This is a genomic window from Micromonospora sp. NPDC049580, assembly GCF_040675595.1.
Lineage (GTDB): Bacteria > Actinomycetota > Actinomycetes > Mycobacteriales > Micromonosporaceae > Micromonospora.
Genome location: NZ_JBFAPG010000143.1, coordinates 1 through 12,384, shown reverse-complemented (window position 1 = coordinate 12,384; position 12,384 = coordinate 1). Strand labels below are relative to the sequence as shown.

Below are 12,384 nucleotides of genomic sequence, written 5' to 3'. Positions count from 1 at the left end.
ACCGGAGGGCACGGTCTGGCCGGTATGCGGGAGCGAGTGGCCGCGCTGGGCGGGCGGCTGACCACCGGACCGCGCCCGGACGGCGGGTTCCGCGTCTGGGCCCGGCTGCCCGTGGAGCCGCCCGCGTGATCCGGGTGCTGATCGCCGACGACCAGGATCTGGTCCGCCTCGGGCTGCGCGCGCTGGTGGAGAGCGAGGACGACCTGGCGCTCGCCGGCGAGGCGGCCGACGGGCTGCGGGCGGTGGAGCTGGCCCGCCAGGTTCGGCCGGACGTGGTGCTGATGGACATCCGGATGCCCGGCATCGACGGGATCGAGGCGACCCGCCGGATCGTCGCCGACCCCGAGCTGACCGGCACGCGGGTGGTGGTGCTCACCACCTTCGAGCTGGACGAGTACGTCTTCGACGCGCTGCGCCACGGCGCGAGCGGGTTCCTCACCAAGGACACCCGGCCGCCGGAGCTGCTGCGCGCCATCCGGCTGGTCGCCGAGGGAGAGGCGCTGCTGTCCCCGTCGGTGACCCGGCGGGTGGTGCGGGAGTTCGCCACCCGGCCGTCGAGGGCACCCCGTCCGCACCCGCGGCTGGACACCCTCACCGACCGGGAGCGCCAGGTCGTCGGCCTGGTCGGTGAGGGCCTGAACAACGAGGAGATCGCCGCCCGGTTGGTGGTCAGCCCGGCGACCGCTCGGACCCACGTCAGCCGGGCGATGGGCAAGCTGGGAGCCCGGGATCGGGCCCAGCTCGTCGTCTTCGCGTACCAGTCGGGTCTGGTGTCGGGGTGAGGCCCGGGAAGCGGGCCGGGCCGGGCGGAAGCAACCCCGCGGCTGGGCGGTTACCCTAGCGGTGGCCGGACTCCGCAGTGCCGGCCGCGTTGTGCCCGCCGGAACACTGACAAACGGGATGTTCGTGTGTTTGACACCTTGAGTGACCGCCTGTCCGGGATCTTCACCAAGCTCCGCGGCAAGGGGCGGCTCACCGACGCCGACATCGACGCCACCGCGCGCGAGATCCGCCTCGCGCTGCTGGAGGCGGACGTCGCGCTGCCGGTGGTCAAGGGCTTCATCGCGGCCGTCAAGGAGCGCGCCCGCAGCGCCGAGGTCTCCCAGGCGCTCAACCCGGCCCAGCAGATCATCAAGATCGTCAACGAAGAGCTGATCAAGGTGCTCGGCGGCGAGGGCCGACGGCTCCAGTTCGCCAAGCAGCCGCCCACGGTGATCATGCTGGCCGGCCTCCAGGGCTCCGGTAAGACCACCCTCGCCGGCAAGCTGGCCCGCTGGCTCAAGGCCCAGGGGCACCAGCCGCTGCTGGTGGCTGCCGACCTCCAGCGCCCCAACGCCGTCGGGCAGCTCCAGGTGCTCGGTGGCCGGGCCGGCGTCGAGGTGTACGCCCCGGAGCCCGGCAACGGCACCGGTGACCCGGTGCAGGTGGCCCGCGCCTCGATCGAGCACGCGAAGCGCGCGGCCCGCGACATCGTCATCGTCGACACCGCCGGCCGCCTCGGCATCGACGCCGAGATGATGCAGCAGGCCGCCGACATCCGCGACGCCGTCTCGCCGGACGAGGTCATCTTCGTCATCGACGCGATGGTCGGTCAGGACGCCGTCCGCACCGCCGAGGCGTTCCGCGACGGCGTCGGCATCACCGGCGTGGTGCTCTCCAAGCTCGACGGCGACGCCCGTGGTGGCGCCGCGCTCTCCGTGCGCGAGGTGACCGGGCAGCCGATCCTGTTCGCGTCCACCGGCGAGAAGCTGGAGGACTTCGACGTCTTCCACCCCGACCGGATGGCCAGCCGGATCCTCGGCATGGGCGACGTCCTCACTCTGATCGAGCAGGCCGAGCAGGCCTTCGACTCGGATCAGAAGGAGAAGATGACCGCCAAGCTGATGGGCGGCGAGCAGTTCACCCTGGACGACTTCCTCGACCAGCTCATCGCGGTGCGGCGGATGGGCCCGATCGCCAACGTGCTGGCCATGATGCCGGGCATGGGGCAGATGAAGGACCAGCTCGCCGAGCTGGACGACAGTCACTTCGACCGGGTCACCGCGATCATCCGGTCGATGACCCCGGGCGAGCGGACCAACCCGAAGATCATCAACGGTTCCCGCCGGGCGCGCATCGCCAACGGCTCCGGGGTCACCGTGATGGACGTCAACCAGCTGCTCAACCGCTTCGCCGACGCGCAGAAGATGATGAAGCAGATGGGCGGCATGATGGGCCTGCCCGGCGGTGGCCGGCGCAAGGCGACGAAGTCCCCGAAGAACAAGCGCAAGGGCACCAAGGGTGGCGGTCGTCCGCGTACGGGCGCCGGCATGCCGGCCGGCTTCCCGGGTGGCATGCCGCAGCTCCCGCCGGGGATGGACCCGAACGACCTCGCGGGCGGCCAGGGCCTTCCGCCCGGCTTCAAGCTCCCGAAGATCGACTTCAACAAGCTCGGCAAGGGTGGCGACAAGGGCCCGCGCTGACGCGTGTCGGTGACGGCGGGCGACGTTTCCGGCGCTTAGGGTGACGTCGCCCCTTGGAAGGAGATGTCATGACCGCTGCCCCGATCCTGCCCGAACGGCACGAGTGGACGGTCGACGACCTCGGTGATCTGCCGAAGGACCTTCCGTACGAACTGATCAACGGAAGGTTGATCGTGCCGTCCCCCACGCCGCTGCACCAGTTCATCTGCGGTCGAGTCATGTTCGCCCTGGAACTCGCCTGCCCGGACGACTTCTTCGTCAGCATGGACCAGTCGCTCTCGATCGACCGCCGCAACGAGCCACGGCCGGACGTGGTGGTCATCCGCGTCGAGCAGGCCAACAGGTCACCCGTGCCGGTGCAGGACGCTCTCCTCGCGGTCGAGGTGATCTCGCCCGATTCCACTATTCGTGATCGGCACGAGAAGGTGCGCATCTACGCCAATGCAGGCGTCGCCGCATACTGGGTGATCGACCCGTTGCGGGAGAAGGTCACCTTCACCGAACTGCTGCTCAGCCCCAAGGGCGGCTACGAGCCCAGCGTGGAGACCGATGGCCTCGTCACGATCGACCGCCCGTGGAAGGTGACACTGGACCTGCCGGCGTGGACGCGCCGCCGACAGGAGGTCCTCGAACGGGCAAAGAGGTGATCGGGTAGGACTGTGCGCATGGCTCTTCATGTGCGCGGCGTGCTGCTCCCCGACGACGAGGTCCGGGATCTCTGGCTGGTCGGCGACCGGGTGACCTTCACCCCGGTGCCCGGGGCGGAGACGGTCGTCGACGGCGGGTTCGTCCTTCCGGGGCTGGTCGACGCGCACTGCCACATCGGCATCGCCCGCGGTGGCGCCCCGATCACCTCCCTCGACCAGGCCCGCGAGTTGGCCCGCGTGGACCGGGACGCCGGTGTGCTGACGATCCGTGACGCGGGTTCGCCGTACCCGTACCCCGAACTCGACGACGAACCGGACCTGCCGCGACTGGCCCGCGCCGGCCGGCACGTCGCGCCTCCGAAGCGCTACCTGCGTGACATCGGCGTCGAGGTCGGCGCGGCCGAGGTGGCGGCGACGGTGGCCGCGCAGGCCCGAGCCGGCAACGGCTGGGTGAAGCTGGTCGGTGACTGGATCGACCGGGGCGTGGGCGATCTCGCGCCAGCCTGGGACGCCGACACCCTCACCGCCGCCGTCCGGGCCGCGCACGACGCCGGGGTACGCGCCGCGGTGCACACCTTCTCTGAGTCGGCCGTCGAGATCATGGTGCGGGCCGGGGTGGACTCGGTGGAGCACGGCACCGGGCTGAGCCTCGACCTGATCGACGAGATGGCCCGCCAGGGCACTGCGCTGGTCCCCACAATGATCAACATCGCCACCTTCGGGGGCATCGCCGAGCAGGCGCGGGGCAAGTTCCCCGGCTACGCCGAGCACATGCTCGCGCTGCGCGACCGCTTCCCGGAGGTGGTGCGGGCCGCGCACGAGGCGGGCGTGCCGATCTACGTGGGCACCGACGCCGGTGGCGGCATCGACCACGGGCTGGCCGCCGAGGAGATGCTGCTGCTGCACGAGCGCGCCGGCCTGGCGCCGATCGACGTGCTCGCCGCCGCGTCCTGGGGCGCCCGCGAATGGCTCGGCTTCCCCGGCCTGGTCGAGGGCGGCCTCGCCGACCTGACCGTCTACCCCGAGGACCCCCGCCACGACCTACGCGTCGTTCGTGCTCCGTCCCGCACGATCCTGCGCGGCCGAGTTCTCCGCTGACCCCACGCCGCGCCGCGCCGGGCCGCGTCACGCTGGGCCGCGTCGGGCGGTGCCGGGCGGCGTCACGCCGTGCCGGGCGGCGTCACGCCGGGCCGGGCCGTGTGCCCCGCCCACCGCAAGATCGTGCTGGATCCAGGAAGTCAACGCTGTTGCGTTTGGCGATCGGGACTTGAGTCAAGGGCTTTGGAGACGCGAACGGGACTTCTGATAGATCAGCTTGTGTCGAGCAAGGTGATCGTTATCAGGAGTCCCGTTGCAGGAGAAGTCTGTCATCAGGCGGTCGTTGCAGGTGGCCGGGGGTGTGCACGCGCCCGGTCATCTGGGTGAGTTGACGCAGATCATTGACTTTGACCTCGTAGACGCGGTGTTGGAGGAGACCGGGACGCGGGAGAAGCGGCTGCGGCTGCTGCCGTCTCGGGTCGTGGTGTACTTCGTCCTTGCGCTGGCGCTGTTCGAGCGCTGTTCCTATCTGGCGACCTGGGGGAAGCTGACCGCTGCCCTGACGGACCTGCGCCTGACGCGGCCGAGCGTCTCCTCACTCTCACGCGCCCGCCGCCGGATCGGAGCGGCGCCGCTACGGCGTCTGTTCGAGACGTTGGCCGGTGTCGTCGGTCTGCCCAGCCAGCCCGGCGTGTTCTACCGGGGCCTGCGCACCGTGGCCATCGACGGCACTCACCTGCACGTGCCCGATCGGGAACAGGTCACCTGGCGCTACCCCAAACGGGCAGGAGAGCGGCGGGAGTTCGGCTACCCGCTGCTGCGGCTGCTCGTGGTGATCGAGTGCGGGACCCGCGCCCTGCTCGCCGCGGACTTCGGCCCTGACGCAGGAGGCGAACTGCCGTATGCCCACCGCCTGGTGGGCGTCCTGGACCGCGCGATGCTGCTGCTGGCCGACGCCGGCTTCGACGCCGCGCAATTCCTGCACGATGTGCACGCCACCGGAGCGCAGTTCCTGGTCCGCTCCACCGCCTGCCGCCGCCCGACCATCACGCAACGCCTGCCCGATGGCTCCTACCTGACCCGCATCGGCTACGGCACCCTCGCCGCCCTCATCCTGGTACGGGTCGTCGAAGCGCAGGTCACCGTCACCCTCGCCGACGGCACGGTGCGCCACGAGCAGTGGCGGCTGATCACCAGCCTGACCGACCACGCCCGCTACCCCGCCCGAGAACTCGTGGACCTCTACCACGAACGCTGGCAAGCCGAGACCACCTACTACTCGATCAAAGCGACCATGCTCAACGGCCGTGTCCTGCGCTCTCACAGCATCCCCGGGATCGAGCAGGAGGTATACGCCCTGCTCACCGCCTACCAAGCCCTCATCCGCGCGGCCGCAGACGCCGCGTCAACCCAGCCAGGCACCGACATGGACCGGATCAGCTTCACGATCCTCATCGAAACCGCCATCGACACGATCACCACCGCCAGCGCGATCCTCCCCCACGGCCCCGCCGACCTCCTCGGCGCAATCGGCCACGCCGCGCTGGCCAACCTCCTGCCCGCACGGCGCCGCCCCCGCGTCAAAGCCCGCACCCGCAAGAACCCGACCAGCAAGTACGGCCCGAACACCGGACAACACCCAACAACCACACAGACCTACAGCTTCCACGCCGAAATCACACTCTTCGAGAAAGGACTTGCCTCCCGCTCACGGCGCTAAACGCAACGGCGTTGACATCCACGTTCGAGCACGATCTTGCACGTCGGACCGATTGTCAGGAACGTGGCCGGCGCTCCGGTCCGTTCCGCCGCACCCGCTCCCGCACCCGAAGGAGCAGGAAGAGGAGCAGGACGGTCATCGCCAGGGCGCCGGGGGCCTTGGTGAAGCGGGCCAGGTTGGTGCCGTCGGGCAGGACCAGGAAGGCCGCGACCGCCACCGGCAGCGCGAACCACGTGGTCCGGACGGAGGTGAGCGCGAGCAGCGCCAGCGGCCAGGTCGCGTACCAGGGGTGGAAGACCGGGGCCAGGACGACGGTGGCGACCAGTGCGAGGCCCGCGCCGTGCAGTGCCGCACGGCACCGCGCCGAGCCGGCCGCCGGCCTGTCCGCGCCGCTCGGATCGCGATCATCTGCCCGCAGCTCTCGCGGCGGCGCTCCGGGCGGGCCAGCCCGCAGTTCTCGCCAGGCGCGCCACCACAGCACCAGGAGCACGACCGCGAGCAGCACCAACGCGACCGCGCGGGTCACCGGCACCGCCTGCGGGTCCCGCCCGACCAGCGCGCCGGCGTAGTCCACCACCAGGCCGACGGCGGTGGGCGGCGACGTCCACTGCTCGGAGTCTCCGCTGCGGGTCAGCCCGCCCACCCAGCCGAAGCCGAGGCCGGACAGGGCCGAGGTGACCAGCAGCGCGGCCAGCAGCCCGCCGGCCAGCCAGCCGCCGTCGCGCAGCAGCGCGCGTACGGTGTGCCGGCCGTGCACCGCGGCCAGCGCGGCGAACGGGGCGACCACCACGGCGGTGGCCTTCACCGTGACCGCCAGGCCGAGCAGCACGCCGGCGAGCAGCAGCGCCGCGGGCCGGCCCGGCCGGCGGACCACCACCAGCAGCCCGCACAGCAGCAGCCCGAGCATCACGGCGTCGTTGTGCGCCCCGGCCACCAGGTGCACGCCGACCACCGGCGCGGCCAGCGCCAACCAGGCCGCTCGCCGGGTCGGCACGCCGGCCGCCCGCGCCAGGCCGGGCAGGCAGTACGCCGCCAGGAGCAGGCCCGCCACGGCGATGACCCGCAGCGCCACGATCGTGCCGGTGAGGCCGCCACCGACGCCCACCGCGAACGCCGCGAGCAGCACGAAGACCGGCCCGTACGGAGCAGGCGTGTCCCGCCAGATCGGCGCCACCGTCTCCAGCCACGGGCAGCCGGCCGCCGCCACCGGAACCGCGTACGGGTCGACGCCGTGTGCGTACGTCCAGCCCTGGCAGGCGTACGAGTAGACGTCCCGGCTGCCCAGCGGCGGCGCGACCAGCAGCGGTAGGGCCCACAGCCCGGCGGTGACGTACGCCCACCGGCCGGACGGCGCACCGGCGCGCAGTGACCACCAGGCACCGACCAGCAGTGCCGTGCCGACGAGCCAGCAGGTAAGCGTCGCCGGGCCGTGCGGGGCTCGCCAGATCGACGCCGGTGTCGCGCCCAGCGGGGCGTCGGGCAGCGCCCCACCGAGATACCCGGCAACGGTGAGCAGGATCGCGCCGGCCAGGCCGGCATACCGGGCAAAACGGACCACCGAAAGATCGGAAAGCGGCGGCGGTGCGCCGGGAGTGGTCACCGGCGCACCGTCCCTCAGTCGGCGGCGACCGGCTGACGGGCCGCCCGAGCCGACCGTACCAACCGGATGACCAGCACGATCACCAACAGCGTCATCAGCGGCGCCCCGATCGACTTGGTGAACCGGGGCAGCCCGGTGCCGTCGGGCAGCACCAGGAACGACGCGACAAGCGCGACCACCTTGAACCATCCGGTACGCCGGGCGGTGGCCGCGAGCACGGCCAGCGGCCAGATCCAGTACCAGGGGTGGAACAGCGGTGCGAGGGCGACCGTGGCGGCCAGCGCCAGGGCGGCGTGCCACAGCGGCTCCCGGGTGCGGGCCCGCCACCACAGCCACACCAGCAGCAGCGCCAGCACGGCCATGCCGATCCCCCGGGTGACCGGCAGGGCGTCGAGGTGCCCGCCGAAGGGCACCGCCAGGTAGCCGACGGTCTGGCCGACCGCCGTGGACGGCGACGTCCAGGCGATCACGTCGCCGCCTCGGGCCAGGCCGCCGACCCAGCCGAAGTCCAGTCCGGCGGCGAAGGTCACCCCGACCACGACGGCGACCGCGCCGCCGACGACCCAGCCGCCGTGGCGGATCAGCGCGCGGATCGAGTAGCCGCCGACGATCGCGGCCAGCGCCGCGAACGGCACCACGACCAGCGCCGTCACCTTGATCGCGGCGGCCAGTCCGAGCAGCGCACCACCGGCGAGCAGCGGACCGGGGCGGCCGGGCCGCGAGGCGATCACCGCCAGCCCGGCGACCAGCAGGCCGACCATCAGGGCGTCGTTGTGCGCGCCGCCGACCAGGTGCACGGCGACCAGCGGGCAGCCGAGCGTCAGCCAGACCGCCCGGGACGCGGGTACGCCGGCTCGCCGGGCCAGCACCGGCAGGCTGGCCGCGGTCAGCGCCACCCCCGCCACGGCGATCAGCCGGAACACCACGATCGCGCCGGTCAGCGAGCCGGTGGCCTTGACCACCGCGCCGGCGAGCACCACGAACAGCGGCCCGTACGGCGCCGGCGTGTCGCGCCAGATGTAGGAGATGGTGTCCAGCCAGGGGCAGGGCAGCGCGGACACCCCCTGCTCGTACGGGTTGATCCCGGCGGCGTAGCTGGCGCCCTGGCAGGCGTACGCGTAGACGTCGCGGCTGGCCAGCGGCGGCGCGATCAGCACCGGCAGCAGCCAGAGCCCGACGGTGACCAGCGCCCAGCGGGTCGACGGCACGCGCTCGCGCAACGACCACCAGGCGTACGCCAGCAGCGCGGTGCCGACCAGCCAGGCGGCGAGAACCAGTGGCCCGTTCGGGCCCTGCCAGATGCTGACCGGGGTGGGGCGCAGGGGTGACCCGGGCAGGGCGCCGCCGAGGAACGCGGCGACGGCGAGCAACGCCGATCCGACCACTCCGGTCCAGCGCGCGAGGTGGTGAGGCACGCCGGACATGCTGCCAGTACGGTTGTCGCGGTACGGAGGTGGGCATGCGGCGCAGTCGGGTGGTGGCGGTGGCCACCGGTTCCGCAGTCGTGCTCGGCGCGCTCTGGCTGGCCCTGCCGCTGATGGGCTCGGACCTCGCCGCACAGGTCGCCCGGGCGGACTTCTTCGCCGCCCACGGCCTGACACCGATCGATCTGCGCTGGTACGCCGGGGTGCAGCAGTTCGGCTACAGCCTCGTGTCCCAGCCCGTGATGGCCCTGCTCGGCGTGCGGGTGACCGGTGCGCTGGCCCTGGTGGCGTCGGCCGCGGCGCTGGCCGCGCTGCTGGTCCGCAGCCCGGTGCCCCGTCCGCTGCTGGGCAGCGTGGTCGGCGTGGTCACGCTGACCGGCAACCTGGTCTCCGGCCGGGTGACGTACGCCCTGGGGGTGGCGTTCGGGCTGGCCGCGCTGCTGGCGCTGACTCGGGGCGTACCCCCGCGTCGGCGGCTCGCGCTCGCCGCGGTCGGCGCGCTGCTGGCGTCGGCGACGAGCCCGGTGGCGGGCCTGTTCCTCGGCCTGGCGGGCGTGGCGCTGCTGCTCACCCGCCGCTACGCCGACGGTCTGACGCTCGCTGTCGCGGCGGCCGTGCCGCTGGCCGCGACCGCGCTGCTCTTCGGCGACGGCGGCTGGATGAACATCAGCCGCACCGACACCCTGCGCGCGGTGGTGACCAGCCTGGTGGTGGCGGCGCTGGTGGCGTACCGGCCGGTGCGGGTCGGCGCGCTCCTCGCCGCCGCCGGGGTGCTCGCCGCCGCGCTGGTCCACACCCCGGTGGGGTTGAACGCGACCCGGCTGGCGACGATGTTCGCGCTGCCGGTGCTGGCCGCCGCCGCCCGGCCACCAGCCTGGCTCACCGCCCGCCTCGCCCGCCTCGCCCGCCGGCACGCCGACCGCCCCGCGCCGCCCAATGCCGCCCGGCCCGACGCCGCGCCGCCCAGCACCGCGACGCCCGAGCGGTCGCGGCGTGCTCGCCTGCTGGGCGCTGTGGGCCTGACCGCGCTGCTGGTGGCCGTCTGCGGGTGGCAGCCGCCGGTGGTCCCCGCCGACCTGCGCGGCATCGGCGACCCGACCAGCGCGCCCGGCTACCACGCGCCGCTGCGCGCGTTCCTGGCCGGGCAGCGGCTCACCGGCCGGGTCGAGGTGCCGCCGACGCGCAACTACTGGGAGGCGGCCCGCCTCGGCGAGGTGCCACTGGCCCGGGGCTGGCTGCGGCAGGCCGACATCGACCGAAACCCGCTGTTCTTCACCACCGTGCCCGGCGCGACCGGCACCGGCGTGCCGCTGACCCGGGAGAGCTACCGGGCCTGGCTGGCGGAGAACGCCGTGCAGTACGTGGCGGTGCCGGACGCCCCGCTGTCCTGGGTGGGACGGGCCGAGGCGGAGCTGGTCGAGGGCGGCCTGCCGTACCTGACGCCGGTCTGGTCCGGCGCGCACTGGCGGGTCTGGGCGGTGGCCGACCCGACGCCGCTGGTCGCCGCGCCCGCTGAACTGGTCCGCGCCGACGGCGCGGCGCTGACCTTCCGGGCCCCGACCGCCGGCCCGGTCGCGGTCCGCGTCCGCTACAGCCGCTGGCTGGCCGCGTCCGGTGGCGCCACCGTCTCCGCCGACGGGGTCTGGAGCGTCGTCACCGTTCCCCACGCCGGCGAGTACACCGTCGGCAGTTGACCGGCGCTACGCCTCCAGCACCCGCTGCGCGGCGGCGCGCGAGCGCCGGCCGGTGCGCAGGTACTCGTCCAGGAACTCCCCCGGGTCGTCGCGGCCGAGCAGCCGGACCACCCCGGCCAGCTCCACCCCGTGCCGGGGCAGTTGGTCACCGGCGCGGCCCCGGACCAGCATCAACGCGTTGCGGACCTGCGCGGCCAGGGACCAGCCGGCGGCCATCTCCGCGGCGTCCGCCGGGTCGATCAGGCCGGCCCGCTCGGCGGCCGCGAGGGCATCGAGGGTACGCGTGCCGCGCAGCTCCGGGATCGCGCCGGCGTGCCGGAGCTGGACGAGCTGGACCGCCCACTCCACGTCGGCCAGCCCGCCCCGGCCCAGCTTGGTGTGGGTGGCCGGGTCGGCGCCGCGCGGCAGCCGCTCGGTCTCCACCCGGGCCTTGATCCGGCGGATCTCGACGACCTGCTCGCGGGTCAGCCCCTCGGCCGGGTAGCGCACCGGCTCGATCATCGCCTCGAACTCGGCGCCCAGGTCGGCGTCGCCGCAGACGAACCGGGCGCGCAGCAGCGCCTGCGCCTCCCACACCCGCGACCAGCGGGCGTAGTACTGCGCGTACGCGGCGAGGCTGCGCACCAACGGACCCTGCCGGCCCTCCGGACGCAGGTCGGCGTCGACACCGAGCGGCGGGTCGGGGGCGGGCACCCCGAGCAGCCGCCGCAGCTCCTCGGCGATCGCGTGCGCGGCGGCGCTGGCCGCGCTCTCGCCGCTGTCGGCGGGCGGGTCGTAGACGAAGAGCACGTCGGCGTCGGAGAGGTAGTTCGACTCGTACCCGCCCAGCCGGCCCATCCCGATCACCGCGAACCGCAGCCCGGCCGGCGCCGGCTGGCTGGCCCGGGCGGCGCGCAGCGCGGCGGCGAGAGTGGCGTCGGTGACGTCGGAGAGCGCCGTGCCGACCTCGGTGATGTCGGCCAGGCCGACAGCGGGGCGCGTCGTGCCGTCCGGCCGGGTCGGGGTCGGGGCGAGCGCGCCGGCGCGGCAGAGCACGTCGGCGCACGCCACGCGGACCAGTTCCCGGCGGCGCAGCGCCCGCACCGCGCGGGTCGCCTCGACCGGGTCGGTGTGTCGGGCCGCCGCCGCCAGGAAGCCCTCCCGCAGCACCGCCCGTGGGCGCGGCGCCAACTCGTTCTCCTCGGCCAGCAGCCGCAGCGCCTCCGGATCGCGGGCGAGCAGGTCGGCGACGTACCGGGAGAGGGCCAGGACCCGGGCCAGCCGCCGGGCGACGGGACCGCCGTCGCGCAGCAGCCGCAAATACCAGGGGGTGCTGCCCAGCTTGTCGGAGACCTTGCGGTAGTTGAGCAGCCCCCGGTCCGGCTCCGGCGCGTCGGCGAACTCGCTCAGCAGCACCGGCAGCAGGGTCCGCTGGATGGCCGCGGTGCGGCTCACCCCGCCGGTGAGCGCCTGGAGGTGACGCAGCGCCCCGGCAGGGTCGGCGAAGCCGAGGATCTCCAACCGGTGCCGGGCGGCCTCCGGAGTGAGCCGCAGCCCGTCGGCCGGCACCCGGGCCACCGACTCCAGCAGCGGCCGGTAGAGCAGCTTGGCGTGCAGCCGGCGTACCTCGGTGGCGTGGGTGACCCACTCGGCCCGGAAGCTCTCCACGGCGTTGCGTCCCGGCGTGGCCGTGAAACCCAGCGCGGCGGCCAGCCAGCGCAGCGCGGACGGCTCGGTGGGCACGGTGTGCGTACGCCGCAGGGCCTGCAACTGGAGCCGGTGCTCGACGCTGCGCAGGAAGCGGTAGCCGCGCAGCAGCG

General features: G+C 73.7%; 9 protein-coding genes and 1 pseudogene. 7 read left to right on the top strand and 3 right to left on the bottom strand.

The window, feature by feature from the left end:
• The 6 genes and pseudogenes from AB0J68_RS14550 to AB0J68_RS14525 form a co-directional block, all read left to right on the top strand.
• Positions 1-129 (top strand): annotated as a pseudogene (locus AB0J68_RS14550) (sensor histidine kinase); the annotation flags it as partial.
• Entirely contained in the window at positions 126-782 is a 657-nt protein-coding gene (locus tag AB0J68_RS14545) for a response regulator transcription factor (protein WP_234590136.1), read from the top strand. The pseudogene AB0J68_RS14550 and the gene AB0J68_RS14545, both read left to right, overlap by 4 nt.
• Before the next feature lie 126 nt (positions 783-908).
• On the top strand, positions 909-2,462 hold the full coding sequence (ffh, locus tag AB0J68_RS14540) for a signal recognition particle protein (RefSeq protein ID WP_354856405.1): 1,554 nt from the start codon (positions 909-911) through the stop codon (positions 2,460-2,462).
• Between the two features lie 68 nt (positions 2,463-2,530).
• Positions 2,531-3,109 (top strand): Uma2 family endonuclease, encoded by a 579-nt coding sequence (locus AB0J68_RS14535; RefSeq protein WP_354856403.1) that lies wholly within the window; start codon positions 2,531-2,533, stop codon positions 3,107-3,109.
• Positions 3,110-3,127: 18 nt separating this feature from the next.
• Positions 3,128-4,207 (top strand): amidohydrolase family protein, encoded by a 1,080-nt coding sequence (locus AB0J68_RS14530; protein ID WP_355133363.1) that lies wholly within the window; start codon positions 3,128-3,130, stop codon positions 4,205-4,207.
• Between the two features lie 289 nt (positions 4,208-4,496).
• Positions 4,497-5,867: an IS4 family transposase gene (locus AB0J68_RS14525; protein ID WP_363938830.1), complete on the top strand. Its 1,371-nt coding sequence runs from the start codon at positions 4,497-4,499 to the stop codon at positions 5,865-5,867.
• 55 nt (positions 5,868-5,922) lie between these two features.
• Here AB0J68_RS14525 and mptB (AB0J68_RS14520) read toward each other — a convergent pair whose 3' ends face one another.
• Positions 5,923-7,467 (bottom strand): polyprenol phosphomannose-dependent alpha 1,6 mannosyltransferase MptB, encoded by a 1,545-nt coding sequence (gene mptB / locus AB0J68_RS14520; RefSeq protein WP_363938828.1) that lies wholly within the window; start codon positions 7,465-7,467, stop codon positions 5,923-5,925.
• Between the two features lie 14 nt (positions 7,468-7,481).
• Positions 7,482-8,882: a polyprenol phosphomannose-dependent alpha 1,6 mannosyltransferase MptB gene (mptB, locus tag AB0J68_RS14515; protein ID WP_363938827.1), complete on the bottom strand. Its 1,401-nt coding sequence runs from the start codon at positions 8,880-8,882 to the stop codon at positions 7,482-7,484.
• 44 nt (positions 8,883-8,926) lie between these two features.
• On the opposite strand from mptB (AB0J68_RS14515), the gene AB0J68_RS14510 reads away from it, so the two are divergent.
• The gene (locus AB0J68_RS14510; protein WP_363938825.1) at positions 8,927-10,585 is read left to right on the top strand and encodes a hypothetical protein; all 1,659 of its coding nucleotides are present in this window, start codon (positions 8,927-8,929) and stop codon (positions 10,583-10,585) included.
• 6 nt (positions 10,586-10,591) lie between these two features.
• Here AB0J68_RS14510 and AB0J68_RS14505 read toward each other — a convergent pair.
• On the bottom strand, positions 10,592-12,384 hold a 1,793-nt coding region (locus AB0J68_RS14505; RefSeq protein ID WP_363938824.1), incomplete at its 5' end, for a bifunctional [glutamine synthetase] adenylyltransferase/[glutamine synthetase]-adenylyl-L-tyrosine phosphorylase.

Bases quoted from the DNA above. Each gene is read 5' to 3' on its own strand.
- AB0J68_RS14535 (WP_354856403.1), top strand. From the start codon at position 2,531: ATGACCGCTGCCCCGATCCTGCCCGAACGGCACGAGTGGACGGTCGAC.
- AB0J68_RS14530 (WP_355133363.1), top strand. From the start codon at position 3,128: ATGGCTCTTCATGTGCGCGGCGTGCTGCTCCCCGACGACGAGGTCCGG.
- AB0J68_RS14510 (WP_363938825.1), top strand. From the start codon at position 8,927: ATGCGGCGCAGTCGGGTGGTGGCGGTGGCCACCGGTTCCGCAGTCGTG.